Origin of the sequence: Microcella alkalica, assembly GCF_014595885.1 — a bacterium.
GTDB lineage: Bacteria > Actinomycetota > Actinomycetes > Actinomycetales > Microbacteriaceae > Microcella > Microcella alkaliphila_B.
Window position 1 is genome coordinate 338,901 of sequence record NZ_JABUKC010000002.1, and the last position, 25,506, is coordinate 364,406.

The following is a 25,506-nucleotide window of genomic DNA, read 5'->3' on the forward strand; positions in this document are numbered from 1 at the left end:
CCGTCAGAGGGGGCGGTGCGCGAGCGCGGCCGCGCCCATGATGCCGGCGTTGTTGCGCAGCGTCGCCGGCACGATCGGGGTGCGCAGCCGCAGCAGCGGTAGGAACTGCTCGTGGTGCTTCGACACGCCGCCGCCGACGACGAGCAGCTGGGGTGAGAACAGGAACTCCACGTGGGCGTAGAAGCGCTGCAGGCGCTGCGCCCACGCCTCGAACGTGAGCTCCTGCCGCTCGCGCACGCCGTTCGACGCCCAGTGCTCGACGTCGTCGCCGTCGAGCACGAGGTGCCCGAGCTCGGTGTTCGGGATCAGCGTGCCGTCGAACAGGAAGGCGCTGCCGATGCCGGTGCCGAGGGTGGTCAGGATGGTGAGCCCCGGCTGGCCGGCTGCGGCGCCGTAGCGGGCCTCCGCGACGCCCGCCGCGTCCGCGTCGTTGACGAAGTGGATGCTGCGCCCCAGCTCGGCCTCGAACAGCTGCTCCGCCTCGAGTCCGATCCACTGCTCGCTGACGTTGGCGGCCGACATTGTGCGGCCCTCCAGCACGATCGCGGGGAAGCAGACCCCGACGGGTGCCTCGGCGGGAGCATCCAGCTCGGCCAGGATCTCGACCGTCTGCGCGACGATCGCGTCCGGTGCGCCGCCGGGCGGGGTCGGTCGCTTCACGCGCTCGCTCACGAGCGCGCCCGTGCCGAGGTCGACGAGCGCCCCCTTGATGCCGGTGCCGCCGATGTCGATGCCGACTGCGAGGGTCATGCGCTGCGTCCTTCCGGGGCGGGTGTCGGGGCAGAGGTGTCAGGGCAGAGTGAGGATCTCGGCGCCGCGCTCGGTGACGACGAGCGTGTGCTCGAACTGGGCCGACAGCGACTTGTCCTTCGTCGTGACCGTCCAGTCGTCGGGCCAGAGATCCCACTCGATCGTGCCGAGCGTGAGCATGGGTTCGATCGTGAAGACCATGCCGACCTCCATGACGGTGTCGAACTGCGGCGCGGCGTCGTAGTGCGGCACGATGAGCCCGGAGTGGAACGAGCGCCCGACGCCGTGCCCCGTGAAGTCGCGCACGACGCCGTAGCCGAAGCGCTTGGCGTACGCCTCGATCGCGCGGCCGATCACGTTGATCTGCCGCCCGGGCGCGACGGCCCTGATGCCGCGGTGGAGGGCCTCCTGCGTGCGCTCGACGAGCAGGCGGGCATCCTCGCTCGGCTCGCCGGCCAGGAAGGTCTTGTTGAGGTCGCCGTGCACGCCGTTCTTGAAGGCCGTGATATCGATGTTGACGATGTCGCCGTCGGCGATGACGGTGTCGTCGGGGATGCCGTGGCAGATGACCTCGTTGAGGCTCGTGCAGCACGACTTCGGGAAGCCGCGGTAGCCGAGCGTCGACGGGTAGGCGCCGTGGTCGAGCAGGAACTCGTGCGCGATGCGGTCGAGCTGGTCGGTCGTCACGCCCGGCGCGATCGCGGCGCCGACGGCCTCGACGGCCTGCGCGGCGATGCGGCCCGACTCGCGGATGAGCTCGATCGTCTCGGCGTCGTAGACGTCGCCGCCGACGTGCGGGGGCGGGGCCGCCTTGCCGACGTAGGGAGGGCGCGGGATGCCCGCCGGAACCTGACGCTGCGGTGAGAGCCGCCCGGCGATGAGGTGGCCGGAGGCGTCGCGAGGCATAGTCTCGAGTCTACCGAGCGAGGGGAGAGGCTCATGGCCGACGACCGCGAGCAGCAGTGGTGGTACAACCACCGCACCGGCGAGGTGGAGGAGGGGCCGCAGTCCCTCGGCTCCGACCGCGACGGCCCGTACGCGAGCCGCGAGGAGGCTGCTCGGGCCCCCGAGATCGCGCGCGAGAGAGCCCGCCGCTGGGCCGAGGAGGAGGCGCAGGAGCGCTGAGCCGCCTGGCTCAGTTCGCGCGCTCCTGCAGCGCCTGCTCGGCCGTGTCGTCCTCGTACGAGTGCTCGGCGTCGGGGTAGGCGCCCGACTCGACGTCGGCGCGGTACGCGAGCGCAGCATCCTTCAGCACCTGCCGGAGGTTGGCGTACTGCTTCACGAACTTCGGCAGGCGGCCGCTCGTCAGCCCCGCCCAGTCGGTCCAGACGACGAGCTGGCCGTCGCAGTGCGGCCCCCCGCCGACCGAGATCGTGGGGATGCTCAGCGCCTCCGTCACGCGACGCGCGGCCTCGGCCGGCACCATCTCGAGCACGACCGCGAACGCCCCGGCCTCCTCGACGGCCTTCGCGTCGGCCAGCAGCAGCTCCGCGGCCTCGCCACGGCCCTGGATGACATGGCCGCCGAGCCCGTGCTCGCTCTGCGGCGTGAAGCCGATGTGGCCCATGACGGGGATGCCCGCCGAGACGATGCGCCGGATCTGCTCGGCCGAGCGGCGCCCGCCCTCGAGCTTGACGGCGTGCGCCCCCGTCTCCTTCATGAACCGGAACGCGGTGTGCAGAGCCTCGTCGGGCCCCGTCTCGTACGAGCCGAAGGGCATGTCGGCGACGACGAGCGCGCGCTTGACGCCGCGCACGACGCCGCGCGTGAGCGGGATCAGGTCGTCGATCGTGACCGGCAGGGTGGTGTCGTAGCCGAGCACGGTGTTGCCGGCCGAGTCGCCGACGAGCAGGAAGTCGATGCCGGCCTCGTCGAAGATCTGCGCCGTCAGCACGTCGTACGACGTCAGACCGGTGATCTTGATGCCCTGCTCCTTCGCGCGGGCGAAGTGCCGGGTGCGGACGCGCTTGAGTGCCTGCTCAGCCATGCGCACCACCCTAGACCCGGGGGATGCGCGTCACTCGGTCGGCCGGTACGTGATCGGCAGGCGCCGGTCGCGACCGAACGCCATGCCCGAGATCTTGGGCCCGATCGCGCCCTGGCGGCGCTTCCACTCGGCGCGATCGACGAGGCCCGTGATGCGGTGCACGAGGTCGTGGTCGTAGCCCAGCCCGACGATGTCGTCCTTGCCGAGGTGGCGCGTGATGTAGGCCTCGAGCACGGCGTCGAGCAGCTCGTACGGCGGCAGCGAGTCTTGGTCGACCTGGCCGGGGCGCAGCTCGGCGCTCGGCGGCTTCGCGATCGAGTTCTCCGGGATCGGCGGCGTCTCGCCGCGCGAGCCGGCGTGCTCGTTGCGCCAGCGGGCAAGCTCCCACACGAGCGTCTTCGGCACGTCCTTGATGGGGGCGAACCCGCCGACCGAGTCGCCGTAGATCGTCGAGTAGCCGACCGCGAGCTCGGTCTTGTTGCCCGTCGTCAGCACGAGGTGCCCGTGCATGTTCGACAGCCCCATGAGGATGATCGCCCGGATGCGCGCCTGCAGGTTCTCGGCAGCGACGCCGTCGAGCGCGAGCTGCGTCTCGACGGGCGCGACGAGGTCGGCGATCGGCTCCACCGAGTACTGCAGGCCGAGGCGCTCGGCGAGGTCGTCGGCGTCGGAGCGGCTGTGGTCGCTGCTCCACCGGCTCGGCATGCTCACGCCGTGCACCCGGTCGGCGCCGAGCGCGTCGGCGGCGATCGCCGCGCACACGGCCGAGTCGATGCCGCCCGAGAGCCCCAGGATCACCGAGCGGAAGCCGTTCTTCTCCACGTAGTCGCGCACGCCCGTGACGAGCGCGGTCCAGATCTGCTCGCGGTCGTCGGGCAGCTCGGCGACGTCGCGCGGCAGGGCGGGCAGGTCGGGGGCGGCGGATGCTGCGCTCGCGATCGCGACGCGGGCGACGGCCGGCGGCAGCGGCGTGTCGGTGGCGGCCTCGGCATCCACGTCGACGACGAGCAGGTGCTCCCGGAACTGGGGCGCACGGGCCAGGATCGTGCCGGAGCCGTCGACGACGACGCTGTCGCCGTCGAACACGAGGTCGTCCTGCCCGCCGACGATGTTGACGTAGGCGACGACGGTGTCGGTCTCGACCGCGCGGCGCGTGACGAGCGGCAGCCGCACCTCGTCCTTGTCGCGCTCGAACGGCGAGGCGTTGATGACGACGAGCAGGCCGGCGTCGGCCTCGAGCACGCGGCCGACCGGGCCGCCGTCGCGCCACAGGTCCTCGCAGACGATGAGGGCGACGTCGATGTCGCGGATGCGCAGCACGAGCAGCTCGTCGCCCGGGATGAACACCCGGTACTCGTCGAACACCGAGTAGTTCGGCAGGTGGTGCTTGGCGTAGCGGGCGACCACCTCGCCCCGGTGGAGGACGCTCGCGACGTTCTGCGCGATCGCGGTCGGCGCGTTCGACGTGCCGAGCTCGCGCGGGGCGTGCGGGCCGTCGGGGTGGCCGACGATGACGACGAGCTCGCCGAGGCCCTCGGCGTCGAGCCGAGTCGCGAGCTCGCCGACGGCGCGCGTCGCGGCGGCCAGGAACGAGGGGCGCGAGGCGAGGTCCTCGATGGGGTAGCCGGTGAGCGCCATCTCGCCGAGCGCGAGCAGATCGGCTCCCGCGGCGTGAGCCTCGCGGGCCGCGGCGAGCACCTGCTCGGCGTTGCCGCGGAGGTCTCCGACGGTGGGGTTCGACTGGCCGAGAGCCAAGCGGAGACGGGGCATAGCCGGTAGCCTAACGCTGGGCCCTGGGGCCCCTTCCGCCGGTCAGAGAGGGCTTCATGGACAAGCAGCGCGACTTCGTTCTCCGCACGATCGAGGAGCGCGGCGTGAAGTTCGTGCGGCTGTGGTTCACCGACGTCGTCGGCACCCTCAAGATGGTCGCGGTCGCCCCGGCCGAGGTCGAGGGAGCCTTCGCCGAGGGGCTCGGCTTCGACGGCTCGGCGATCGAGGGCTTCTCGCGCGCCTACGAGGCCGACGTGCTCGCGCACCCCGACCCGACGACCTTCCAGATCCTGCCGTGGCGCGGCGAGGTCGACCCGACCGCGCGCATGTTCTGCGACATCACGACGCCCGACGGTCAGCCCGCCGCCGCCGACCCGCGCCACGTGCTGAAGCGCACGCTCGCGAAGGCCGCCGAGCGCGGCTTCACCTTCTACACGCACCCCGAGATCGAGTTCTACCTGCTGAAGAGCAGCAAGTACGGCCCCGAGGGCCCGCAGCCGGTCGACGCCGCCGGCTACTTCGACAACGTGCCAGGCGGCACGGCGCACGACTTCCGGCGCCGCGCGGTGCGCATGCTGGAGGATCTCGGCATCTCGGTGGAGTTCAGCCACCACGAGGCCGGCCCCGGCCAGAACGAGATCGATCTGCGCTACGCCGACGCCCTCACGACGGCCGACAACATCATGACCTTCCGCACCGTCGTGAAGGAGGTCGCGATCGAGCAGGGCGTCTACGCCACGTTCATGCCCAAGCCGCTGGCCGCGCACCCCGGTTCGGGCATGCACACGCACCTGTCGCTCTTCGAGGGCGACACGAACGCCTTCTTCGACCCCGCCGGCCAGTACCAGCTGTCGAAGATCGGCCGGCAGTTCGCCGCGGGCCTGCTGAAGCACGCGCCGGAGATCACCGCCGTCACCAACCAGTTCGTCAACTCCTACAAGCGACTGTGGACGGGCGACGAGGCCCCCAGCTACGTCACGTGGGGCCACAACAACCGCTCGGCCCTCGTGCGCGTGCCGCTCTACAAGCCCGGCAAGGGCCAGAGCGCCCGCGTCGAGTACCGCGGTATGGATTCGGCGGCGAACCCCTACCTCGCCTTCTCGCTGCTGCTCGCCGCGGGCCTGAAGGGCATCGAAGAGGGCTACGAGCTGCCGCCCGAGGCAGAGAACACCGTCTGGGAGCTCAGCGAGACCGAGCGCCGCGCCCTCGGCTACCAGCCGCTACCCTCGAGCCTCGACCGCGCCCTGGGTCTCATGGAGGAGAGCGAGCTCGTAGCCGAGACCCTCGGCGAACAGGTCTTCAACTACGTGCTGCTCAACAAGCGCCGCGACTGGGCCGCCTACCGCGCGCAGGTGACGCCCTACGAGCTCGACAGCAACCTGGAGATCCTGTAGCCGAGCCCCACCGCGCCGCCACCACGCCATGCCCTCCTCACCGCTGAGCCTCTCCGCGCTCGCGCGTCTGGGCTTCACCGAGCTCAGCGCGGCGCGCGAGGCGCTCGGCGGCTACGAGCCGCACCTCGAGGCCTTCGGGCTCGCCGCCGACCCTGATCGCGCGTTGCGGTGGCTGCGGCGCCTGCACGAGCAGCATGAGGATGCCGTGGTCGCCGTCCTCGCCGACGAGGGCTGGACGCGGCGCCTGCTCCGCGCGCTCGGCGCGAGCGACGGCCTGGCCGAGTTCCTCCGCCGCCGTCCCGGCGAGCTCACGGCGCTGCGCGACGCGCTGCCCGAGCCCCTGACGGCGCAGGGGTACCGCGACGACCTGCGCGCGGCGGTCGCCCGGCACGAGGGCGATGCCGCCGTCGTCGCCCTGCGCGTGCGCTACCGCCACCACCTGCTGCGACTCTCGGTGTGGGATCTCGAGCACCCCGACCCGCTCGAGGCGATGCCGCGCGTCGGTGCGGCCCTCGCCGATCTCGCCGGCGCCGCGCTCGACGCCTCGCTCGAGCTCGCGCGCCGCGCGAGCACGTTCCCCGCCGACGACGTCGCCCGCACGCGACTCGCGATCATCGGCATGGGCAAGTGCGGGGCGAGCGAGCTCAACTACCTCAGCGACGTCGACGTGATCTACGTCGCCGAGGGCGCCTCCGGCCTGGAGACGGCGCGGGCCGTGGAGATCGCGACGCGACTGGCGCAGGCGACGGCGAGAGGCATCCAGGAGCCGGCGGTCGAGCCGGGGCTGTGGGAGGTCGACGCGAACCTGCGACCCGAGGGCAAGGACGGCGCACTCGTGCGCTCGCTTGACTCGCACCGCGCCTACTACGAGCGCTGGGCGAAGGACTGGGAGTTCCAGGCGCTGCTGAAGGCGCGGCCGGTCGCGGGCGATCTCGAGCTCGGCGACGACTACCTCGCGATCGTCTCGCCCCTGGTCTGGCAGAGCTCGCAGCGGGCGGGGTTCGTCGAGTCGGTGCAGGCGATGCGCGAGCGGGTGACGGCGCACATCCCCGCCGACGAGGTGGATGTCCAGCTCAAGCTCGGCCCGGGAGGGCTGCGCGACGTCGAGTTCACCATCCAGCTGCTGCAGCTCGTGCACGGCCACCTCGACGACTCGGTCCGCGAGTGCTCGACGATCGCCGCCCTCGCCGCCCTCGCCGAGCGCGGGTACATCGGGCGGGCCGAAGCGGCCGAGTTCTCCAGCGACTACCGGCTGCTGCGCGTCATCGAGCACCGACTGCAACTCGACGCGCTGCGGCGCACGCACCTCATGCCGCGCGACCCCGAGCGACTGCGCGTCATCGCCCGCGCGACCGGGCTCGTCGCCACCGCCGACGAGCTCACGGCGCGCTGGCAGCAGACCAAGCTCGCCGTGCGCAGCCTGCACGAGCGGCTCTTCTACCGGCCGCTGCTCTCGGCCGTCGCGGCGCTGCCGGAGGAGGGCTTCGCGCTCACGAGCGAGCAGGCCGAGGCGCGACTGCGCGCGATCGGCTTCGTCGACCCGCGCGGCGCCCTGCATCACATCGCCGCGCTCACCTCGGGCGTCTCGCGCAGCGCGCAGATCCAGCGCACGCTGCTGCCGGTCATCCTGCAGTGGCTCGCCGACGGCGCCGACCCCGACTACGGTCTGCTCGCCTTTCGGAGGCTCAGCGACGACCTGGGTGAGGCGTACTGGTTCCTGCGCATGCTGCGCGACTCCAGCGGTGCGGCGCAGCGGCTCACGAGCGTGCTCGCGTCGTCGCGCTACGTCGGCGGGCTGTTCGAGCGGATCCCCGAGGGCGCTGCGTGGCTCGAGAACGAGGAGGAGCTGCGCCCGCGACCGCTTGCGGCCCTGCTGGAGGAGACCCGCGCGACGCTTGCGCGGCACGACGGAGACGCTGAGGTCGCCGCGAAGGCGCTGCGGACCGCCCGCCGCCGGGAGGTGCTGCGCACGGCCCTCGCGGGCATCCTCGACATCATCACGGTCGACGAGCTCGGGCCCGCGCTCAGCGACATCACGACGACGTACCTCACAGGCGCGCTCGAGCTCGCGCGGCGTGACGCCGACGGCATCGAGTTCGCCATCGTCGGCATGGGGCGCTACGGCGGGAGCGAACTCGGCTTCGGCTCCGACGCCGACGTCATGTACGTCTACCGCGACGTCGGGGCGGCGGAACGCGCGCAGCAGCGCGCCGAGCATGTCGTGCGCGAGCTCGTGCGCCTGACCGAAGACCTGCGCCTGCCCTTCGAGCTCGATGCGGGCCTGCGGCCCGAGGGCCGGAACGGTGTTATCGTGCGCTCGCTCGAGTCGTACCGGGCGTACTACGCGCGCTGGTCCCTCACGTGGGAGGCGCAGGCCCTGCTGCGCGCGAGCGTCGTCGCGGGCGACGGCGCCCTCGCGGCCGACTTCACCGAGCTCGCCGACGGCGTGCGCTACCCCGAGGCACTGAGCGAGGCGGATGCCCGTGAGGTGCGCCGCATCAAGGCTCGCGTCGAATCGGAGCGGCTGCCGCAGGCCGCCGACCCCGCGCGCCACCTCAAGCTCGGCCGCGGTTCGCTGAGCGACGTCGAGTGGTTCGTGCAGCTGCTGCAGCTGCAGCACGCGGCGCGGCACCCCGGTCTGCGCACGACGTCGACCCTCGGGGCCCTTGCCGCCGCCGTCGATGCCGGGCTCGTCGCCGAGACCGATGCGGCTCGACTCCGCGACGCATGGCTCATCGCCTCGCGAGCCCGATCGGCGATCACGCTGTGGAGTGCCAAGACCGCCGACGTGCTGCCCACCGACCGGCGGCAGCTCGACGGCGTCGCCCGCCTCATGCGCTACGGCGCCGGGGGAGCCACCCGGCTCGAGGAGGACTACCTGCGCACCACGCGGCTCGCCCGCCAGGTGTTTGAGCGCGGCTTCTACGGTGCCGCGCCCGGCGCCTGAGGACGCGCGGCTCGACGGGCGACGGGCTCGCGCCGGGCATCCGCCCCTCGACGCCCCGGAGACGCCGCGAGGGCCGCACCCGCGCGAAGCGGACGCGGCCCTCGGGCGCTGTGGTGGCGGTGCGGGGCGCGCCTAGACCGAGAAGTACAGCTCGTACTCGAACGGGTGCGGGCGCTGCGCGAACGGCAGGAGCTCCTTCTCGCGCTTGTAGTCGATCCAGGTCTCGATGAGGTCCTTCGTGAACACGCCGCCCGCGAGCAGGAAGTCGTGATCGTTCTCGAGGGCCCGCAGCGACTCCTCGAGCGAGGAGGGCGCCTGGGGGATCGTCTTGGCCTCCTCCGGGGGCAGCTCGTAGAGGTCCTTGTCGACCGGCTCGTGCGGCTCGATCTTGTTGAGGATGCCGTCGATGCCGGCCATCATCTGCGCCGCGAAGGCCAGGTACGGGTTGCTCGCGGCGTCGGGGGTGCGGAACTCGATGCGCTTGGCCTTCGGGTTCGTGCCCGTGATCGGGATGCGGATCGCCGCCGAGCGGTTGCCCGCCGAGTAGACGAGGTTCGTCGGCGCCTCGAAGCCGGGGATCAGGCGGCGGTAGGAGTTGACCGAGGGGTTCGTGAACGCCATGACCGAGGGGGCGTGCTTGAGCAGGCCGCCGATGTACCAGCGAGCGATGTCCGACAGGCCGCCGTAGCCGGCCTCGTCGTAGAACAGCGGCTTGCCGTCGTTCCACAGCGACTGGTGGGTGTGCATGCCCGAGCCGTTGTCGCCCATGAGCGGCTTCGGCATGAAGGTGGCGACGCGGCCCCACTCGAGCGCGGTGTTCTTGACGATGTACTTGAACTTCAGGATGTCGTCGGCGGCGTGCACCATCGTGTCGAACTTGTAGTTGATCTCGCCCTGACCGGCGGTGCCGACCTCGTGGTGGCTGCGCTCGACCTGCAGGCCCACCTCCATGAGCTTCATGACGATGTCGTCGCGCATGTCGGCGTGCTGGTCGACCGGCGAGACGGGGAAGTAGCCGCCCTTGAAGGGGGTCTTGTTGGCGAGGTTGCCGCCCTCCTCGACGCGACCGGTGTTCCAGGCGGCCTCGTTCGAGTCGACCTCGTAGAAGCTCTTGTTCTGCTTCACCTCGTAGCGCACGTCGTCGAAGATGTAGAACTCCGCCTCGGGGGCGAAGAAGGCGGTGTCGGCGATGCCGGTCGAGGCGAGGAACTTCTCGGCCTTCTTGGCCACCTGGCGCGGGTCGCGGCCGTAGATCTCGCCGTTGCGGGGGTTGTAGATGTCGAAGAGCATCACGAGCGTGCGCTCGGTGCGGAACGGGTCGACGAAGGCGGTGGAGACGTCCGGGATGAGCTGGAGGTCCGACTCGTGGATCGACTGGAAGCCGCGGATCGACGAGCCGTCGAAGAGCTGCCCGACGGTGAAGAAGTCCTCGTCCACGCTCGCGGCCGGGATGTTGAAGTGCTGCTGCACGCCGGGCAGGTCGGTGAAGCGGATGTCGAGGAACTTGACGTCCGTGTCCTTGATGAACTTCAGGACCTCGGAAGAGTCACGGAACATGCGATGGTCTCCATGGGTTGGGTTGCCGAGCGGCTGCGAGCGCAACCGTGACCGACGTTACGGCGCAGGCGTTTCCCTGCGGTGTCCCGATTGTTTCGAGGATGTTACGCCGGCCCGGGTGTCGTTCGAGCAGCGAACGGATGCTCAGCCGACGGCCTGGGCGAAGCCGGCGCTCGGCTCCGCGAGCCCGCGCAGGGCATCCGGGATCTCACGCCCCTTGGCGACCATCGACTGCGCCCACAGCCGGCCCGCGCGATAGCTGGACCGCACGAGGGGGCCGGCCAGCACCCCGAGGAACCCGATCTCCTCCGCCTCCGCCTTGAGTTCGACGAACTCCTGCGGCTTGACCCAGCGGTCGATCGGGTGGTGGCGCGGCGTCGGCCGCAGGTACTGGGTGATCGTGATGATGTCGGTGCCCGCGGCGTGCAGGTCGCGCAGCGCCTGGCTGACCTCCTCGCGCGTCTCGCCCATGCCGAGGATGAGGTTCGACTTCGTGATGAGTCCGAAGTCGCGGGCCTGCGTGATGACGTCGAGCGAGCGCTCGTACCGGAACGCCGGCCGGATGCGCTTGAAGATGCGCGGCACCGTCTCGACGTTATGGGCGAAAACCTCCGGCCGCGACTCGAAGACCTCGCGCAGCAGCGCCGGATCGCCGTTGAAGTCGGTGGCCAGGATCTCCACGCCCGTGCCGGGGTTGAGCTCGTGGATGAGCCGCACGGTCTCGGCGTGCAGCCAGGCGCCGCCGTCGGGCAGGTCGTCGCGCGCGACGCCCGTGACGGTCGCGTAGCGCAGGTTCATCTCGCGCACGCTCTCGGCCACGCGACGCGGCTCGTCGGTGTCATAGTCGGCGGGCTTGCCGGTGTCGATCTGGCAGAAGTCGCAGCGGCGCGTGCACTGGCTGCCGCCGATGAGGAAGGTGGCCTCGCGGTCCTCCCAGCACTCGTAGATGTTGGGGCAGCCGGCCTCCTGGCACACGGTGTGCAGCTGCTTCTCGCCGACGAGCTGGCGCAGGCCCGTGTACTCGGGGCCCATCTTCGCCCGCGTCTTGATCCACTCGGGCTTCTTCTCGATGGGGGTCTGCGCGTTGCGCACCTCGAGGCGCAGCAGCTTGCGGCCCTCGCCGGGGTGGGTGGGGCTCGTGGTGGTCGGGTCGAGCGCGGTCATGCGGGAACTTCCTGGGTCGTGAGCGAGGGCACGCCGACGCGCGCGTGGACGAGCGGCGCGAAGTGCCGCCGGATGAGGGGCGCGACGTCGGCGGGCGTCACGGTGCGGCCGAGCTCGCGGCTGACGCTCGTGACGCTCGCGTCGGCGAGGCCGCACGCGACGATGCGCTCGTAGGCCTCGAAGCCGTTGGAGCAGTTGAGGGCGAAGCCGTGCATCGTGACGCCGCTCGCGACCCGGATGCCGATCGCCGCGATCTTGTCGGTGCCGCGCAGCCAGACGCCCGAGCGGCCCTCGACGCGCTCGGCACCCTCGACGCCGAGCTCCTCGAGCACGGCGATGAGCATCCCCTCGAGGCATCGCACGTAGGCGACGACGTCGACGGGCTCGGCGAGGCGGATGATCGGGTAGCCCACGAGCTGCCCGGGGCCGTGCCACGTGATCTTGCCGCCGCGATCGACGTCGATCACGGGGGAGCCGTCGACGGGCCGCTCGTGCGGCTCCGTGCGCTTGCCAGCGGTGTAGACGCTCTCGTGCTCGAGCAGCATCACGGAATCAGGCGCCCGGCCCTCGACGACGGCAGCGTGCAGCGCGCGCTGCTGCTCGAGACCCGACAGGTACGGCACGGAGTTGGCGCTTAGCCCCGTGTCGACGTAGTCGATCACCTCGCCAGTGTACGCCCGCCGTCGTGAGCATCCGGTCGGGGATGCTCGCCCTGCGTCGCACGGCCGCTCAGCCGCGCCCGCCTAGGATCGAGCCGTGCCCGACGCGACGACCCCTCCGCAGCAGTGGCCCGGCCAGCGCCTGGGCCTTCCCGAGACCGGGCCGCGCTCGATCGGCCGGCTCGGCCGGCGCCTCGCCGCGATCGCGATCGACTGGGCGATCGTCGCCGGGATCTCGGCGATCTTCTTCGGCTACACCACGCTGTCGCTGCTGCTGCTGTTCCTCGCGCTGCAGATCGTGCCGCTCGTGCTCGTCAACGCGACCATCGGCCATGCGATCGTCGGCCTGCGCCTGCAGCGCATCGAAGGCGGCAGGCTCGGCATCTGGCCGCCGATCGTGCGGTCGGCCCTGCTCGCGCTCGTCGTGCCGGCGTTCATCGTCGACGCCGACCAGCGCGGCCTGCACGATCGCGCGGTCCGCACGATCCTGCTGCGCCGCTGAGGCGACGGGTGCCGCGCGCGCTCAGCGGGGCTTCGGGGCGCGCACCTTCGTGGGGTCGATGCCCTTCGGGATCGGCAACGAGCTGGTCTTCGTCAGCGAGTTGAGCCGGTTGCTGACGGCGAAGACCTCGGGCTTGGTGATCGTCTTCTTGAGCTTGTTGAGGGTCTTCGGCAGGCGCTCGAGCGGCACGCTGTCGGCGTCGGGCCCGACGTGCAGCAGGTGGACGGGCACGTTGGGCACGATGCGCGCGACGTTGCGGCGCTCCTCTTCGAGCATGCGGCGCGTGCGCGACTGCGGGCCCTCGCCGATGAGCACGACGCCGGGCTTGCCGACGGCGCGGTAGACGGCGTCCTGCGACTTCGTGACCGCGACGGGCATCTCGCTCGCCTGCCACGCGCGCCGCAGCGAGCTCTTGAGCACCGCGCCGACCGCGCCCGGCTGCCCGGAGATCTGGCGGTAGGCCACGCGCTCGGCTCGGCGGCCCAGCACGATGAGGAAGAGCAGGATGCCCGCGAGCACGCCCGTGATGACCCAGAGCACCGCGCCGATGACGTTGTCGGCCGAGAGCGTGATGGCGAGCACGACGCTCGCGACGATCGGCAGTACGAGGCCCGCGAGCATGAGCCACAGCGCCGCGCGGTCGGCCCGCACGGTCATGCGCAGCACCTGCCAGAGCTGCTTCATGCGACCGGGTTCCTTGGCGGGCTTGGCGGGGGAGGGTGCAGTCGAGCGGGCCATGCCTCCACTGTAGAGCCCCGCGACGCCTCCCCTCTTCGGCTGCGCCGGGGGTTCTCCCCAGGACGCGACGCTGCGCGGCGCCGCGGGCATTCTTCCGGGGATGCTCGGCAGCATGCCCCGGGCCACCGAGACCTCCCCGCCCCATCCCGCACCAGCCTTCGCAGCTCCGACGACGTCGCTCGGGGGCCCCGGCGCGGGGTCGACGGTGACCGAGCTCGCGGGGTTCCGACTCGTGCGGAGGCTGGCGGCCGACGACGTCGCGGTGACGTGGCTGGCGCGCGGCGACGAGGAACCGGTGGTCCTGCGGGCGTTCCGCGAGGCTGCGAGCGACGAGCGCATCGACGCCGAGCTCGCCGCTCGGGAGCGGCTCCGCGGCCCGCACGTCCCCGAGCTCCTGGACGTCGCGACCGGGCCGGGCGAGCGTCCGATCGCGATCCTCCGCGCGGTGCTCGGCCCTCGGGTGCGCCACGTGCTCCCCGCGCCCGGTGCGCTGCGGGCGGGGCACCTTACGACGCTCCTCGCGCCGATCGCGGCACTGCTGGAGCACGCCCACGAGTGCGGCGTCGCGCTCGGCCGACTTGACGACCGGAGCGTGCGACTCGACGCCACGGGGGCGCCCGTCGTCGTCGGTCTCGCTCGGGCCACAGCGGGCGCGCCGCTGCCGGAGCGCTTCCGCGAGCGCGAGCCGGGCATCCTGGAGGATCGACGGACGCTCGAGCAGTTCGCGCGCTCGCTCGCCTCCCTCGTCGATCTCTTCGAGCGCGACGCCGTCGAGGAGGCGATCGCGGGGGCGGAGGGGTCGCCGGCTCGGCTGGAGACCGCGCTGTTCGACTGCGCGGCACCGTTGTCGCTCGCCGAGCTCGTGCGCCGCTCGCGCGCCGGCGCGTCATCGCCGACACCGGGCGCGGCAGTCGCGTCGGATCCGAGTCCGGCCGCGGACCCCTCGACGGGGCGCCGCGCGAGCGGGTCGCTCGAGGCGCTTCGCGCGCCGGGGCTGGGCGGCGAGGAGGTTCCGTCCGTCCCGTCGCCGGTGCCGGGCTCCCTCGACCGTGGCGGCCGGCAGCTGGGTCTTCCGTCCGGGCTCCTGCAGCCCGTGGATGCGCTGCTCACGACGGTTCGGAGCGCACTCGGGCGCACGGCTGATGCGCTCCGCTCGCGGGCGCGCGGGGTGCAGCGTCCGCGGCGCGGGGTCCTGCTCGCCGGACTGGGCGGCGTGCTCGCGCTCGTGGCGGCGATCGCGCTGACGGTCACCGACGAGGCCGGCGGCGCCGATGCACCGGGCTCGAGCGACGCGACGCCTGCGACCGCGCCCACGAGCGCGTCGGCGTCGGACGCGGATCCGGCGCTCGACCCTGCGACGGATGCCCCGGAGCGCCTGCCCGACCCGGCTCCGGAGGAGTGGCCGCTGATCGCCGGATCGCTCGTCGATCGCTGGGTTGCCTGCGCCGCCGAGCCGACGCCCGCGTGCACATCGGCGACCACGCAGTCGGGCTCCGTCGCTCGCGCGGAGCTGGAGGGCGGAGCATCCGACGGTTCGATCGCGACGGCGACGCTCGCGGCGTGGGCCGCGGGTGCTCGTGATGTGCTCGTGGTCGATCGGCAGGGCGGTGCGGCGGTCATCGAGCTGCGGGAGGCGGAGACGGCGACGGCCTCGCTCCTCGTGATGAGGAGCGAGGCCGGATGGCGCGTTCGCGCGGTGCTGCCGGGAGGCTCGGACTAGATGCCGAGGTCGCCGTCGAAGTCGGCCTCCTCCAGGCGCGCCTTCACGGTGCTGAGGAAGCGGGCCGCGTCAGCGCCGTCGACGATGCGGTGGTCGTACGACAGCGCCAGGTAGACCGTCGACCGGATGGCGATGGCGTCCACGCCGTCAACGGTGACGACGGCCGGCTTCTTCACGACGACGCCCGTGCCGAGGATGGCGACCTGCGGCAGGAACACCACGGGGGTGTCGAACAGCGCGCCGCGCGAGCCCGTGTTCGTGAGCGTGAAGGTGCCGCCCGCCAGCTCGTCCGGCTTCAGCTGGTTGTCGCGCGTGCGCGCAGCGAGGTCGGCGATGTCCTGGGCGAGCTGGGCGATCGACTTGTCACCCGCGTCGCGCACGACGGGGGTGAGCAGGCCGCGCTCGGTGTCGACCGCGATCGAGAGGTTCTCCGTCTCGGGGTAGACGATCGAGTCGCCGTCGACCGTGGCGTTGATGATCGGGAACGCGCGCAGCGCCTCGGTCGCGGCCTTGGCGAAGAACGGCAGGAACGACAGCTTGACGCCGGTCGCCTTCTGGAACTCGTCCTTGACGGCCGAGCGCAGGGCCGCGACCTTCGTCACGTCGACCTCGACGACGGTCGTGAGCTGCGCGGTCGACTGCATCGACGCCACCGCGCGCTCGGCGATGACCTTCCGCAGGCGCGACATCTGCGCCGTCGTGCCGCGCAGCGGCGACACCTCGGCGGCCGGTCGCGGCGCAGCGGCGGGAGCAGCGCCGCCTCGTGCCTCGGCGGCGGCGAGCACGTCCTGCTTGCGGATGCGACCGCCGACGCCCGTGCCGGTCACGCCGGCGAGGTCGACGCCCTTCTCCTGCGCGAGCTTGCGCACGATGGGGGTGATGTAGCCTGCGTTGCCCTCGGCGGCGGGCACCGACGGCGCAGCCGGAGCAGCCGCGGGCGTCGCCGGCGCGGCGGCGGGCGTCGCCGGCGCGCCGGCGGGCGCCAGCGCGGTCTGCTCAGGAGCGGGGGCGACGGCCGCCGGTGCGGCGACGGCTGCCTCCGGCGCGGGGGTCGACTGCTCGGCCTCCGCTGCGGGCTGGGCGACGGGCTCCGGCTGCGGAGCCGCGGCCGGCTGCTCGGCGGGGGCCGGCTGCTCAACCGCTGCGGGCGCCGGAGCGGGCTGCTCAGCAGGAGCAGGCTGCTCAGCGGGAGCGGGCTGCGCGGCTGCCGGCTGCTCAGACGTTGCGGGCTGCTCGGAAACGGGCTGCTCCGCGGGGGCCGCGTCGGCGGTGGGCGCCGCAGCACCGCTGCCGTCGCCGATGCGCACCAGCGGGGTGCCGACCTCGACGGTCTCGTCCTCGGCGACGAGGATCTCCTCCACGACTCCCGCGACGGGCGACGGGATCTCGGTGTCGACCTTGTCGGTCGAGACCTCGAGCAGCGGCTCGTCGACCTCGACGCGGTCGCCCACGTTCTTCAGCCAGCGGGTGACCGTGCCCTCGGTGACGCTCTCGCCGAGCGCCGGGAGGTTGACGGATTCGCTCATCAGTGGTGCTCCTTCTGAAACCTGTGTTCGGTCGGCTTGGGGTCGGTCAGATGCCGTGCAGCGGCTTGCCCGCGAGCGCGAGGAACGCCTCGCCGAGGGCCTCGTTCTGAGTGGGGTGGGCGTGGAGCAGCGGGGCGATGTCCTCGGGGTGCGCATCCCAGTTCACCGCGAGCTGCGCCTCGCCGATGAGCTCGCCGACGCGGGCGCCGATCATGTGCACGCCGACGACGGGGCCGTCGACGACGCGGATGACCTTGATGACGCCCGAGGTCTCGAGGATGTGGCTCTTGCCGTTGCCGGCCAGGTTGTAGTCGTACGAAGCGATCTGCGCCTCGCCGTACTGCTCCTTCGCCTTCGCCTCGGTCAGACCGATCGAGGCCACTTCGGGCTCGCTGTAGGTGACCTTGGGGATGTTGACGTCGCTGATGACGACGGGGTTGAGGCCCGCGATCTCCTCGGCGACGAAGATGCCGTGCTGGAAGCCGCGGTGGGCCAGCTGCAGGCCGGGCACGATGTCGCCGACGGCGTAGACGCCGGGGATGTTCGTGCGCAGGCGCTCGTCGGTGAGCACGAAGCCGCGCTCCATGGCGACGCCGACCTCCTCGAAGCCGAGGTTGGCCGTCGCGGGGCCGCGCCCCACCGCGACGAGCAGGAGGTCGGCCTCGATCGTCTCGCCGCTCTCGAGCGTCACGACCACGCCGTTGTCGTCCTGCGTGACGCCCTGGAAGCGGACGCCGAGCTTGAAGTCGATGCCGCGCTTGCGGTATGCGCGCTCGAACTGCTTCGAGATCGCCTCGTCCTCGTTCGGGACGAGGTGGGGGAGCGCCTCGATGATGACGACCTCCGAGCCCCACGAGCGCCACACGCTGGAGAACTCGACGCCGATGACGCCGCCGCCGAGCACGGCGACCTTCTTGGGCACGTAGTCGAGCTGGAGCGCCTGCTCCGAAGTGATGACGCGGCCGCCGATCTCGAGGCCGGGCAGCGAGCGCGAGTACGACCCGGTCGCGAGCACGACGTTCTTGCCGACGATGGTGTGCTCGCCGACCTGCACGGTGGTCGGGGAGGTCAGACGGCCCTCGCCCTCGATCGTCGTGATGCCGCGCGCCTTGATGAGGCCCTGCAGGCCCTTGTACTTGCTCGCGATGATGCCCTCGCGGTACGCGGTGACCGCCGGCACGTCGATGCCCTCGAGGGTGGCGCGCACCCCGAACTTCGCCGAGTCGCGCGCGGCGTCGGCGACCTCGGCGGCGTGCAGCAGCGCCTTGGTGGGGATGCAGCCGACGTGGAGGCAGGTGCCCCCGACCTTGCTCTTCTCGATCAGGCCGACGGTCATGCCGAGCTGGCTGGCCCGCAGCGCGGCGGCGTAGCCGCCGCTGCCGGCACCGAGGATGACGAGGTCAAAAGTGTGTTCCGACACCGAGGTGACTCCCTTGAGGATTCGAGCGGAGGCCGATCTAGGCGGTGGCAGTCGGCCTGCAGTGGCGGCACGCGAGCGCGCCCCGTCGAGCCTACTACTGACCGGCGAGCCGCTCGGCGAGCCTCACCAGCATTCGCACGGTCACGCCGCTCGGTCCCTTCGGGGTCCAGCCGTAGCCCGAGCCCCCGTTGTTGGCGGGCCCCGCGATGTCGAGGTGAGCCCAGGGAATCCGCCGCGCATCCGCCTCGTCGCCGACCCGTCCGATGAACTCCTGCAGGAAGACGCCGGCGAGCAGCATTCCCGCCGCGGTGTTGCCCGGCTTGGCGTTGGCGATATCGGCCACGTCGCTCTGGATGATCGTGCGCAGATCGCTCGGCAGCGGCATCGGCCAGACGAGCTCACCGGTCTCCGCAGCGGAGCGCTGCACCTCGCTCACGAGGTCGTCGTCGCCCATGACGGCGGCGTAGCGGTCGCCGAGCGCCACGCGAGCGGCGCCGGTGAGCGTCGCGACGTCGACGATCGCATCCGGATGCTCTTCGCTCGCGGCCACGAGCCCGTCGGCGAGGACAAGTCGACCCTCCGCGTCGGTGTTGAGCACCTCCACGGTCGTGCCGCCGCGGATGGTGAGCACGTCGTTGGGGCGCATCGCGGTCGACGACGGCAGATTCTCGGCCAGGCACAGCCACGCGGTGAGGCGGATCGGCAGCCGCAGTCGCGCGGCGGCGACGACGACGGCGAGCACCGAGGCGGCGCCGGTCATGTCGTACTTCATGCCGACCATCGAGGCGGCGGGCTTGAGCGACAGCCCCCCGGAGTCGAAGGTGATGCCCTTGCCGACCAGGGCGAGGTGCCGCTCGGCGCCCTCCGGCGCGTAGCGCACGGCCACGAGCCGCGGCGGCCGAGACGACCCCTGGCCGACGCCGAGGATGCCGCCGAAGCCGCCCTCGCGCAGCGCGGGCACGTCCCACTCCTGCACCGTGAGCGGCAGGCCGTCGGCAAGGTCGCGCGCGCGGGTCGCGAAGCTCTCCGGGTAGAGGTCGTTCGGGGGAGTGCTGACGAGATCGCGCACCGCGCCCACGGCGTCGGCGAGCACGCGCGCCCGCTCGATCGCGGCATCCGCCCCCTCGACGGCGGTCGCGACGACGACCTCCTCGATCCCGGTCGTCGACTCCTGCGACCGATAGGCCGTGAAGCGGTAGGCGCCGAGAGCGGCTCCCTCGGCGATCGCCTGCACCGCGGCGGCGTCGTCGGCGGGCAGGGCGACCGCGAGGCGGGATGCTCCGCTGACGACCCTCGCGGCGGTGCCGGCTGCGCTGCGCAGCGCGTCGACCGTGGGCTCCGCTCCGAGCCCGACGAGCAGGATGGTCGCCGCCGCCACGCTCTCCGGGGCGAGCTGACGCGAGGTCTCGTCCGCCGCACCGGTGATGCCCAGCGAGGGCAGCAGCGCCTCGAGGGGCGCGAGCGCTTCCGCCGCAGGCCCGGCCAGGCGCGGGCCGTCCGGTGTCTTCCGGACCCCCACGACGAGCACGTCGGTGTCGAGATCGGCGGCGAGCACGGAGGAGGTGGAGAGCGCGGGAGGGGTCATGCGGCGATCGTAGCCGCGCCCGCTCAGCGGCCTCCGGGCGCCGTGCCGGTGCGCCGGCTCGTCGCGCGCCACCCTGCGTCGCCGCGCTGTTCGCTCTCGGCAGGTGCCGCCCGCCCCGGTGCGGGTGCGAGCCCGACCTACCATGGAGCCATGCGCGAACCCTCCTCCCTCTACTCCGTCGTGATGGCGGATCACGAGGTGCCGCGCGGCCTCCCGCTCGTCGCCGGGCTCACGGGCTTCGCCGATGCGGGCACCGCCGTCGGCCAGGTGACCGAGTACCTGCTCTCCACGCTCGAGCACCGCGACGTGGTCGTGTTCGACAACGACGAGCTGCTCGACTGGCGGGCGCGGCGGCCGGTGCTCTACTTCGACGAGACGCGGATCACCGAGTACACGATCCCCACCCTCGCTCTCCGGCTCGCCACCGACGAGCTCGGCGCTCCGTTCCTGCTGCTGACCGGCTACGAGCCCGACTTCGCGTGGGAGGGCTTCGCGCGCGCCGTGCTCGACATCGTCGAGCGGTTCGAGGTCTCCTCGACCACGTGGGTGCACGCCATCCCCATGCCCGTGCCGCACACGCGGCCGATCGGCGTCACGGTGAGCGGCAACCGCGACGAGCTCATCGAGGGCTTCTCCATCTGGCGGCCCCGCACGCAAGTGCCGGGCAACGTGCTGCATCTGCTGGAGTACCGCCTCCAGCAGGCCGGTCACCCCACCGCGGGCTTCGTGCTGCTCGTGCCGCACTACCTCGCCGACACCGAGTTCCCGTTCGCCGCGGTGACCGCGCTCGAGAGCATCACGGCGGCGACCGGGCTGCTCTTCCCGACCGATCGCCTGCGCGAGGAGGGGCGCGAGTTCCTCGGCAAGATCGAGACGCAGGTCGAGGGCAACGCCGAGCTCGCGCGGCTCGTGGGCACGCTCGAGGAGCGCCACGACAGTTACATGGAGGACAACCCTCTGCGGTCGCCCCTCACCGACGAGGACGGCGAGCTGCCCTCCGCCGACGCCATCGCGGCGGAGCTCGAGAAGTTCCTCGCGATCCGCCGCAGCGCCGACGACGACCCGATCGTCTAGCCCCGCTCGACCCCGCCAGTCCGCGCCCTAGGCTGAGCGCGTGGATTCTCGCCGAGCCGTCATCGTGCTCGCGATCGCCGGCTCGGCCTACATCGTCGCGGTGCTGCAGCGCACCTCCTTGAGCGTCGCGGGCGTCATGGCCACCGAGCGCTTCGCCGTCGACGCCACCGCGCTGTCGTCCCTGGCCGTGCTCCAGCTCGTGGTGTATGCGGCGCTGCAGATCCCCGTCGGGGTGCTCGTCGATCGCTTCGGGCCGCGCGCGCTCATCGCGACGGGCGCCACCGTCATGGCGGCGGGCCAGGTGGTGCTCGCGTTCGCGCCCGACCTCGGCGTCGCCGTCATCGGGCGCATCCTCGTCGGAGCCGGCGACGCCATGACCTTCATCTCGGTGCTGCGCCTCCTCGGCGCGTGGTTCTCGCCACGCCGACTGCCGGTGCTCTCGCAGTGGGTCGGCACGCTCGGGCAGACCGGCCAGCTGCTGTCGGCACTCCCGCTGTCGTTCGCGCTGCGGGAGCTCGGATGGCCGACGGTCTTCGCCGGCCTCGCGGCCGTGTCGGTGGTCGTCGTGTGCGCCGTCGCGCTGGGGGTGCAGGATGCTCCTGCCGGGCACGAGCGAGCCCGGGCCGCATCGCTCGCGGTCGCGCTCAGGCAACTCGGCGCGAGCCTGCGCCTGCCGGGCACTCGTCTCGGCTTCTGGGCGCACGCCGCGAGCCAGGCGAGCGCGACGATGGTCGTCATGCTGTGGGGGTTCCCGGCGCTCTCCGTGGGCCTCGGCTACGGTCCCGCGGCGGCATCGGCGCTGCTCAGCATCGTCGTGATCGCGGGTGCCGCACTCGGTCCGATCATCGGCGTGCTCTCCGCCCGGTTCCCGTACCGGCGCTCGAACGTCGTGCTGTCGATCGTCGGCCTCACCGGCGCGGCGTGGGCGGTCGTCCTGCTCTGGCCAGGGCGACCCCCGCTCGCCGCGGTGATCGCCCTGCTCGTCGCGCTCGCCGTCGGCGGCCCCGGCGGCCTCATCGGCTTCGACTTCGCGCGCACCTTCAACCCGCCGGCGAGTCAGGGCGCGGCGTCGGGATTCGTGAACGTGGGCGGCTTCGCGACGGCGGTCGTGCTGCTGCTCGTCGTCGGCCTCGGGCTCGACGCCGTGAGCGCGAGCCCCGACCCGGCCTCGCTCTACGCCTGGGAGTCGTTCCGGGTCGCCTTCGCGCTGCAGTATCCGGTCGTCGCCGGTGCCGTGGTCGGGCTGCTCGTCGCCCGCAGCCGGGCGCGCCGCCGACTGCAGGAGGAGGAGGGGATCGCGGTCGGTCCGCTGTGGGTCGCCATCGCCCGCGCCCGCGCGGCACGGCGGGCGGCGCGCACAACCCGGGGCCGGGCGCCCGCGGACGGCTGACGCTCGGCGCTCACGCGCACGGGGCGCCGCCCAGGATGTGCGATACTTGACCCTCACGACCCGGTCGGTCGCGAACCTCGCCAGGCTCTTCGAGCTCGAGCGGGAATCGCGACTTGACATGGGTCGTTGTACTGCCCGGAGAACGGAAATGAGGGCTCGCATGGCCACCCGATCGACGACCGCCACCCCGACCGCGTCGAAGCGCTCGACGAAGAAGAGCGCCGACGCCACCGACGAGGCGGCCCTCGACACGACGCCCGAGGCGGAGGTCGCGAGCGCGCCCGCCACGAAGGCTCCGGCGAAGCGCACGGCCGCCAAGAAGTCCACCGCGGCCAAGAAGCCGACGGCCAAGGCCGCCGCGAAGCCCTCGGCCGAGGGCGACGACGACGAGGTCGAGATCGACGAGCCGGCCGAGCTCGACGAGAGCGACGCGGTCGCCGACGACGCGAGCGACGAGGCCGCGGAGGAGCCGGCGGAGCCCGGCGATGACGCCGAGGAGGCCGACGGCGACGAGACCGAGGAGGGCACCGAGGCGGAGAAGTCCGCCGAGGCTCTCCCGACCGGCGCGATCGTGCTCTCCATGTCCGACGACGACGAGGTTCCCGTCTACTCGACGACCATCACGGGCGCCACGGCTGACCCGGTCAAGGACTACCTCAAGCAGATCGGCAAGGTCCCGCTGCTGAACGCCGTGGAGGAGGTCGAGCTCGCGATGCGCATCGAGGCCGGCCTCTTCGCGGAGGAGAAGCTGGGCCAGATGAGCGACAAGGAGAAGCGCACACAGCTCGGGCGCGAGCTCGCCTGGGTCGCGAAGGATGGCCAGCGGGCGAAGAACCATCTGCTCGGTGCGAACCTTCGCCTCGTGGTCTCGCTCGCCAAGCGCTACACCGGCCGCGGCATGCAGTTCCTGGATCTCATTCAGGAGGGCAACCTCGGTCTGATCCGCGCGGTCGAGAAGTTCGACTACACGAAGGGCTTCAAGTTCTCCACCTACGCCACGTGGTGGATCCGGCAGGCGATCACGCGTGCCATGGCCGACCAGGCGCGCACGATCCGCATCCCGGTGCACATGGTCGAGGTCATCAACAAGCTCGCGCGCGTGCAGCGGCAGATGCTGCAGGATCTGGGGCGCGAGCCCACGCCCGAGGAGCTCTCGCGCGAGCTCGACATGACCCCCGAGAAGGTCATCGAGGTGCAGAAGTACGGCCGCGAGCCGATCTCGCTGCACACGCCTCTCGGTGAGGACGGCGACAGCGAGTTCGGCGACCTCATCGAGGACACCGAGGCCGTCGTCCCGGCCGACGCCGTGGGCTTCACGATGCTGCAGAAGCAGCTCGAGAGCCTGCTCGACTCGCTCTCCGAGCGCGAGGCCGGCGTCATCCGGATGCGCTTCGGCCTCGGCGACGGCATGCCGAAGACCCTGGATCAGATCGGCGACACCTTCGGTGTGACGCGTGAGCGGATCCGTCAGATCGAGTCGAAGACGATGGCGAAGCTCCGCCACCCCTCGCGCTCGCAGGCGCTTCGGGACTACCTCGAGTAGGCCACTCGCCGACCGGCTACGGTGACGAGCGAACGCGACGAGGAGGAGACCATGACGGCTCAGGCGAACGAGGGCAAGGCGCTCGAGGTCGAGATCGACGGGCAGCGCTGGCAGCGCATCCCCATCAAGACGCACGTCGTCGTCGCGGGGGAGGACATCGTCGAGGTCGTCACCCGATACGCGGCCCCCGTGGTGCAGCCCGGCGACGTGCTCTTCGTGACCGAGAAGATCGTCGCGATCACGCAGGGCCGCTCGTACCCGGTCGGTGACATCCAGGCGCGGCCACTCGCGACCTTCCTGTCGAAGTACGTCACGAAGACCTCGCACGGCATCGGTCTCGGCATGCCCGAGACGATGGAGATGGCGCTGCGGGAGGTCGGCACCCCGCGCATCCTGCTCGCGTCGGCCGTCGCGGCGGTCTCGAAGGCGATCGGACGCAAGGGCGACTTCTACCGCATCGCCGGGCCGAAGGCGCGCGGCATCGACGGGCCGACGCACAACACCATCCCGCCGTACAACACGCAGGTCGTGCTCGTGCCGGAGAACCCCGACGGGGTCGCCGCCGAGCTCAAGGCGGCGCTCGGCGACATCGCGGACGTCGCGATCGTCGACATCAACGACTTCGGCGGCAACATCCTCGGGGCGACGCTGCCCAAGGCCGGCCACGCGAAGCTCGCGCGCATCCTCGGTGACAACCCGCTCGGGCAGGGCCACCAGTCGACGCCGCTCGGCGTCATCCGACCGGTCTCCTGACGTCGCTCAGAACCCGATCGCGCGCCGATAGACCGGCAGCAGGCCCTCCCGCACGCCGGTCACGCTCGGCTTGAGCTGGAAGACGCCGGTGTTGTAGTTGCCCTCGATGACCGCGGGGCCGTCGGGGGTGATTGCGATGTCCCACCCCACATACGGGATCTGCGGCACCTCGCGCGCGAGCGCGTCGACGAGCTCGCCGACCTCGCTCCACAGCGGCACCTGGAACCTGACGATCGAGGTGCCCGAGAGCGGGTGCACCGAGAAGACGCGGCCGTCGCCGTCGAAGGCCGGATGCTCGGCGACGCCGTGCTCGTCGAGCATCGTGTACATGCCGCCGTCGCTGAAGTTGTCGACGTCGCCGCCGTTGCCCATCTTCAGCGTGCGGGCGAGCACGTGCACGCGACCGCTGGGGTCGAGGTAGCTGATGATGCGCAGCGTGTTGACGCTCGAGGGATTGAGCGACGCCATCACGGGGTGCTGCGTGAGGAACTCCTCGAGCAGGACCTGCCGGGCGGCGAGACGTTCGGCCCGCCAGGCCTCCTGGTCGCGGATGTCCGCCGAGGCGAAGGCCTGGATGCCGTCGCCGCCGAGGCTGTCGGCCACCTTCGCCATCACACGGTCGTGCCGCGCGAGGAAGCTCGAGAGCTCCTCCGCCGTGGCCGTCCGCAGGTCGAGCCATTCCCGGCCGAGGTACGCCGCGAAGCGCTCGTTGAAGCGCGACTTGTCGGCGAAGGTCGGCCGGTGCTCGACGGCGTTGAGCTTCTGCGCCAGGTGGTTCGACTTCGGGTGCGTCATGAACGTGCGCCGCTCACGACGGCTGAGCGTGTGGAAGTCCCAGTCGTAGTAGTCCTGGAAGCCGGTCTCGTGCCGCACCGACGACCACAGCATGTCGGCCAGGATGACCGGCTTCGCCCGCCCGCTCGAGTCGGCGATCCTCCCGGCCAGGCGGGTGAGGTTCTCCGTGTCGAGCGCCCGGGCGCGCGCGATCAGGTACCGGACGCGCCGGCTGAGGCCGAGCCCCACGCCT

At 71.9% G+C, this 25,506-nt stretch carries 21 protein-coding genes; 9 read left to right on the top strand and 12 right to left on the bottom strand.

The window, feature by feature from the left end; all coding sequences use genetic code 11:
* Positions 1 to 3: 3 nt before the first annotated feature.
* Both ppgK and map read right to left on the bottom strand, forming a co-directional pair.
* Positions 4 to 750 carry a polyphosphate--glucose phosphotransferase gene (ppgK, locus tag ID804_RS06095; RefSeq protein ID WP_169078097.1) on the bottom strand — a complete coding sequence of 249 codons (747 nt, stop codon included), beginning with the start codon at positions 748 to 750 and terminating at the stop codon, positions 4 to 6.
* Between the two features lie 39 nt (positions 751 to 789).
* The gene (map, locus tag ID804_RS06100; RefSeq protein ID WP_169078099.1) at positions 790 to 1,656 is read right to left on the bottom strand and encodes a type I methionyl aminopeptidase; all 867 of its coding nucleotides are present in this window, start codon (positions 1,654 to 1,656) and stop codon (positions 790 to 792) included.
* Positions 1,657 to 1,689: 33 nt separating this feature from the next.
* On the opposite strand from map, the gene ID804_RS06105 reads away from it, so the two are divergent.
* A complete protein-coding gene (locus ID804_RS06105) occupies positions 1,690 to 1,875 on the top strand; it encodes a methionine aminopeptidase (RefSeq protein WP_169078101.1) in 186 nt (61 codons plus the stop codon).
* Between the two features lie 10 nt (positions 1,876 to 1,885).
* Here ID804_RS06105 and panB read toward each other — a convergent pair whose 3' ends face one another.
* Positions 1,886 to 2,737 carry a 3-methyl-2-oxobutanoate hydroxymethyltransferase gene (gene panB, locus ID804_RS06110; protein ID WP_169078103.1) on the bottom strand — a complete coding sequence of 284 codons (852 nt, stop codon included), beginning with the start codon at positions 2,735 to 2,737 and terminating at the stop codon, positions 1,886 to 1,888.
* Between the two features lie 30 nt (positions 2,738 to 2,767).
* Positions 2,768 to 4,507 carry an NAD+ synthase gene (locus ID804_RS06115; protein WP_169078105.1) on the bottom strand — a complete coding sequence of 580 codons (1,740 nt, stop codon included), beginning with the start codon at positions 4,505 to 4,507 and terminating at the stop codon, positions 2,768 to 2,770.
* Positions 4,508 to 4,563: 56 nt separating this feature from the next.
* On the opposite strand from ID804_RS06115, the gene ID804_RS06120 reads away from it, so the two are divergent.
* Positions 4,564 to 5,901, top strand: coding sequence for a glutamine synthetase family protein (locus ID804_RS06120; protein WP_169078107.1), 1,338 nt, complete (start codon positions 4,564 to 4,566; stop codon positions 5,899 to 5,901).
* 28 nt (positions 5,902 to 5,929) lie between these two features.
* A complete protein-coding gene (locus ID804_RS06125; protein WP_169078109.1) occupies positions 5,930 to 8,848 on the top strand; it encodes a bifunctional [glutamine synthetase] adenylyltransferase/[glutamine synthetase]-adenylyl-L-tyrosine phosphorylase in 2,919 nt (972 codons plus the stop codon).
* 132 nt (positions 8,849 to 8,980) lie between these two features.
* On the opposite strand, the gene glnA is transcribed toward ID804_RS06125, so the two are convergent.
* From glnA to lipB, 3 genes are all read right to left on the bottom strand, one after another.
* The gene (gene glnA / locus ID804_RS06130) at positions 8,981 to 10,405 is read right to left on the bottom strand and encodes a type I glutamate--ammonia ligase (protein WP_169078111.1); all 1,425 of its coding nucleotides are present in this window, start codon (positions 10,403 to 10,405) and stop codon (positions 8,981 to 8,983) included.
* 144 nt (positions 10,406 to 10,549) lie between these two features.
* Positions 10,550 to 11,569, bottom strand: coding sequence for a lipoyl synthase (gene lipA / locus ID804_RS06135; protein WP_169078113.1), 1,020 nt, complete (start codon positions 11,567 to 11,569; stop codon positions 10,550 to 10,552).
* Complete coding sequence (gene lipB, locus ID804_RS06140; RefSeq protein WP_169078116.1) at positions 11,566 to 12,231, bottom strand: lipoyl(octanoyl) transferase LipB; 666 nt, start codon at positions 12,229 to 12,231, stop codon at positions 11,566 to 11,568. The genes lipA and lipB overlap by 4 nt, the downstream gene beginning before the upstream one ends.
* Positions 12,232 to 12,325: 94 nt before the next feature.
* Between lipB and ID804_RS06145 the strand changes: the two genes are divergently transcribed.
* Entirely contained in the window at positions 12,326 to 12,730 is a 405-nt protein-coding gene (locus tag ID804_RS06145) for an RDD family protein (RefSeq protein ID WP_169078118.1), read from the top strand.
* A gap of 21 nt (positions 12,731 to 12,751) precedes the next feature.
* Here the strand turns inward: ID804_RS06145 and ID804_RS06150 are convergent, their stop codons facing one another.
* Positions 12,752 to 13,468 (bottom strand): DUF4191 domain-containing protein, encoded by a 717-nt coding sequence (locus tag ID804_RS06150; protein ID WP_169078120.1) that lies wholly within the window; start codon positions 13,466 to 13,468, stop codon positions 12,752 to 12,754.
* Between the two features lie 205 nt (positions 13,469 to 13,673).
* Here ID804_RS06150 and ID804_RS06155 point away from each other — a divergent pair, with 205 nt between their 5' ends.
* A complete protein-coding gene (locus ID804_RS06155; RefSeq protein WP_169078122.1) occupies positions 13,674 to 15,188 on the top strand; it encodes a serine/threonine-protein kinase in 1,515 nt (504 codons plus the stop codon).
* On the opposite strand, the gene sucB is transcribed toward ID804_RS06155, so the two are convergent.
* The 3 genes from sucB to ID804_RS06170 form a co-directional block, all read right to left on the bottom strand.
* Complete coding sequence (gene sucB, locus ID804_RS06160; RefSeq protein ID WP_169078124.1) at positions 15,185 to 16,714, bottom strand: 2-oxoglutarate dehydrogenase, E2 component, dihydrolipoamide succinyltransferase; 1,530 nt, start codon at positions 16,712 to 16,714, stop codon at positions 15,185 to 15,187. The genes ID804_RS06155 and sucB overlap by 4 nt on opposite strands.
* A gap of 46 nt (positions 16,715 to 16,760) precedes the next feature.
* Complete coding sequence (lpdA, locus tag ID804_RS06165; protein WP_169078126.1) at positions 16,761 to 18,134, bottom strand: dihydrolipoyl dehydrogenase; 1,374 nt, start codon at positions 18,132 to 18,134, stop codon at positions 16,761 to 16,763.
* A 94-nt stretch (positions 18,135 to 18,228) separates the two neighbouring features.
* The gene (locus ID804_RS06170; protein WP_169078128.1) at positions 18,229 to 19,719 is read right to left on the bottom strand and encodes a leucyl aminopeptidase; all 1,491 of its coding nucleotides are present in this window, start codon (positions 19,717 to 19,719) and stop codon (positions 18,229 to 18,231) included.
* Positions 19,720 to 19,869: 150 nt separating this feature from the next.
* On the opposite strand from ID804_RS06170, the gene ID804_RS06175 reads away from it, so the two are divergent.
* The 4 genes from ID804_RS06175 (at position 19,870) to ID804_RS06190 (ending at position 24,479) form a co-directional block, all read left to right on the top strand.
* Entirely contained in the window at positions 19,870 to 20,793 is a 924-nt protein-coding gene (locus tag ID804_RS06175; RefSeq protein WP_169078130.1) for a proteasome assembly chaperone family protein, read from the top strand.
* A 40-nt stretch (positions 20,794 to 20,833) separates the two neighbouring features.
* The gene (locus ID804_RS06180; protein ID WP_169078132.1) at positions 20,834 to 22,183 is read left to right on the top strand and encodes an MFS transporter; all 1,350 of its coding nucleotides are present in this window, start codon (positions 20,834 to 20,836) and stop codon (positions 22,181 to 22,183) included.
* 160 nt (positions 22,184 to 22,343) lie between these two features.
* Positions 22,344 to 23,726 carry an RNA polymerase sigma factor gene (locus ID804_RS06185; protein ID WP_248276758.1) on the top strand — a complete coding sequence of 461 codons (1,383 nt, stop codon included), beginning with the start codon at positions 22,344 to 22,346 and terminating at the stop codon, positions 23,724 to 23,726.
* Between the two features lie 51 nt (positions 23,727 to 23,777).
* A complete protein-coding gene (locus ID804_RS06190) occupies positions 23,778 to 24,479 on the top strand; it encodes a coenzyme F420-0:L-glutamate ligase (RefSeq protein ID WP_169078134.1) in 702 nt (233 codons plus the stop codon).
* Positions 24,480 to 24,485: 6 nt separating this feature from the next.
* On the opposite strand, the gene ID804_RS06195 is transcribed toward ID804_RS06190, so the two are convergent.
* Positions 24,486 to 25,502 (bottom strand): sugar-transfer associated ATP-grasp domain-containing protein, encoded by a 1,017-nt coding sequence (locus tag ID804_RS06195; RefSeq protein WP_169078136.1) that lies wholly within the window; start codon positions 25,500 to 25,502, stop codon positions 24,486 to 24,488.
* Positions 25,503 to 25,506: the final 4 nt, after the last annotated feature.

What these genes read in the sequence shown, in the direction of transcription:
- ID804_RS06190 (WP_169078134.1), top strand. Translation starts at nt 23,778, where the DNA reads ATGACGGCTCAGGCGAACGAGGGCAAGGCGCTCGAGGTCGAGATCGAC.
- glnA (WP_169078111.1), bottom strand. Translation starts at nt 10,405, where the DNA reads ATGTTCCGTGACTCTTCCGAGGTCCTGAAGTTCATCAAGGACACGGAC.
- ID804_RS06175 (WP_169078130.1), top strand. Translation starts at nt 19,870, where the DNA reads ATGCGCGAACCCTCCTCCCTCTACTCCGTCGTGATGGCGGATCACGAG.
- ID804_RS06125 (WP_169078109.1), top strand. Translation starts at nt 5,930, where the DNA reads ATGCCCTCCTCACCGCTGAGCCTCTCCGCGCTCGCGCGTCTGGGCTTC.
- ID804_RS06120 (WP_169078107.1), top strand. Translation starts at nt 4,564, where the DNA reads ATGGACAAGCAGCGCGACTTCGTTCTCCGCACGATCGAGGAGCGCGGC.
- map (WP_169078099.1), bottom strand. Translation starts at nt 1,656, where the DNA reads ATGCCTCGCGACGCCTCCGGCCACCTCATCGCCGGGCGGCTCTCACCG.
- ID804_RS06170 (WP_169078128.1), bottom strand. Translation starts at nt 19,719, where the DNA reads ATGACCCCTCCCGCGCTCTCCACCTCCTCCGTGCTCGCCGCCGATCTC.
- ppgK (WP_169078097.1), bottom strand. Translation starts at nt 750, where the DNA reads ATGACCCTCGCAGTCGGCATCGACATCGGCGGCACCGGCATCAAGGGG.
- panB (WP_169078103.1), bottom strand. Translation starts at nt 2,737, where the DNA reads ATGGCTGAGCAGGCACTCAAGCGCGTCCGCACCCGGCACTTCGCCCGC.
- sucB (WP_169078124.1), bottom strand. Translation starts at nt 16,714, where the DNA reads ATGAGCGAATCCGTCAACCTCCCGGCGCTCGGCGAGAGCGTCACCGAG.
- ID804_RS06185 (WP_248276758.1), top strand. Translation starts at nt 22,344, where the DNA reads ATGGCCACCCGATCGACGACCGCCACCCCGACCGCGTCGAAGCGCTCG.
- ID804_RS06150 (WP_169078120.1), bottom strand. Translation starts at nt 13,468, where the DNA reads ATGGCCCGCTCGACTGCACCCTCCCCCGCCAAGCCCGCCAAGGAACCC.
- ID804_RS06115 (WP_169078105.1), bottom strand. Translation starts at nt 4,507, where the DNA reads ATGCCCCGTCTCCGCTTGGCTCTCGGCCAGTCGAACCCCACCGTCGGA.
- lipA (WP_169078113.1), bottom strand. Translation starts at nt 11,569, where the DNA reads ATGACCGCGCTCGACCCGACCACCACGAGCCCCACCCACCCCGGCGAG.
- ID804_RS06105 (WP_169078101.1), top strand. Translation starts at nt 1,690, where the DNA reads ATGGCCGACGACCGCGAGCAGCAGTGGTGGTACAACCACCGCACCGGC.